The organism is Promineifilum sp. (SeqCode), from assembly GCF_041918635.1.
GTDB lineage: Bacteria > Chloroflexota > Anaerolineae > Promineifilales > Promineifilaceae > Promineifilum.
The window spans coordinates 1-1544 of sequence record NZ_JAYRVJ010000705.1 but is presented as its reverse complement, the minus strand read 5'-3'; the positions used below and the strand labels follow the sequence as shown (position 1 = coordinate 1544).

The 1544-nt window shown below is 62.3% G+C and carries 2 protein-coding genes and 1 pseudogene; all 3 read right to left on the bottom strand.

What is annotated here, in order from left to right:
• A pseudogene (locus tag ACE3UY_RS20720) lies at positions 1 to 537 on the bottom strand (hypothetical protein); the annotation flags it as partial.
• Positions 534 to 1163 (bottom strand): DUF4956 domain-containing protein, encoded by a 630-nt coding sequence (locus tag ACE3UY_RS20715; protein ID WP_374689379.1) that lies wholly within the window; start codon positions 1161 to 1163, stop codon positions 534 to 536. The gene ACE3UY_RS20715 and the pseudogene ACE3UY_RS20720, both read right to left, overlap by 4 nt.
• The coding region (locus ACE3UY_RS20710) for a VTC domain-containing protein (RefSeq protein ID WP_374689378.1) at positions 1156 to 1544 on the bottom strand (389 nt) is incomplete at its 5' end. The genes ACE3UY_RS20710 and ACE3UY_RS20715, both read right to left, overlap by 8 nt.

Genomic DNA, 1544 nt, shown 5'->3' with positions numbered 1-1544 from the left:
GTTGCCGCCCATACCCGGGCCGCCCCCGCCGGGACCGCCCCCGCCCGGATTGAAGTCGCCGGCCGGCGGCTGCATACCCGCTTCCGGGGTGGCGAGATCGCTCGACGGCGGTTCTCCCCCTTCCGGCGGCGTGAAGTCGCCTGACGGCTGGCCGCCCGGCCCCATACCCTGGCCCGTGCCGGCCTCACCCAGCAGGTTGGTCATGTCAGCCTGCATCGCCTCCCAGTTGGCCGGATCGATGGTGATAGTGATCTGGTTGACCTGGTCGGTGGGGAAGACCACGTCATAATTTGGGTCTACGTCGTTGCTGTGGGTGGCCTCTGTCCAGCCTTCGGGCCGGGCAATCTCTTCTTCGGCGTCGACGCTCGCCCCCGCCTCGCTTTCTCCGGCCGGGTCGGCCGCGGCAGTAACCTCAGCCGTGGGCGCGGCCTGCTCCAGGCCATCCACGGTCACGGGGACTGTGGTGACGCCAGAGCAGGCCGACAGCAGACAGAGCAAAATTAGACTCGATGAGAGTAGCATGGTGTAACGCTTCATGCTTGGGTAACATGCTCCGGTTGCAGCGGCGCGGTCATGAACTTGGACGCCCGCGGCTCCTCGTAATAAATGACCAACTCGGCCGAGTCGTGCAGGAAGTCAATCCGCCGCGTCTCGACCCGCTTCACCGCCAAACCGGTGCGTTCATACAGATCATCCAGCAGGCGTTCGCTGTTTTCCGGCGTGATCAGGTCAACACGGTCGTAGATAATGCGCTTACTGCGCTCGAAGTGGAAGCCCCATTCCTTCTCCAACACGTACAACAAGGTCACGATGGCCGCGTTGGATACCAACAGATACGGCAGGCCGCTGGAAGACATCATCACCGAATTCATGACCGGCAGGGCGATGACGATGAACAGGTAGGTCATCTCCCGGATGGGCATCTCGTCGGTGCGATAGCGCAGGACGGAGAAGATGGCGAACAGTCCAAAGCCCACGCCGACGCTGAGGCTCGAACTGGTGAGCAGCCCCAGCACGAAGTAGATGATCGTATTGAAGGCCAGGAAGGTGAAAACGTAGGTCTTGTCCTGCGTCGCCGGATAATAGATAAAGCGGACGATGAGCAGGGCGACCACCAGGTTCAGGGCGGCCCCCAGGATGAAATAGATCAATTCACTAGACATGGTACTCTTCCTCGATCAGCTTGCTGACCTGACGCAGTTTGGGCTTGAAGTTATTGTGTTTCACGTCCTCATGGAGCATGGCCACACCGGCGCAATACTTGCTAAAGGCGGTCGAGCGCAGGCGCAGAGCGCGCATCTGCCGCATGAAGTCTGAGTCGTGGCCGCTGTGGCCCAGGCCGTCCCGCTTCACTTCGGCGATAGCCAGCCCCGGCAGCGCGACCGTGCGACCGCCGTAGGTGAAGCGCAAATCCAGGTCCAGCGTCAGCCGTTCCAGCCGGCGCGTGCTGACGAGCGTGATGCGGGTGTACTCGTTCCACACCTTCGGCTCCAGCGCGTCCGGGGTGAGCGGCAAGTAGTCGCTCAGGAATTCGCCCGTCTCCG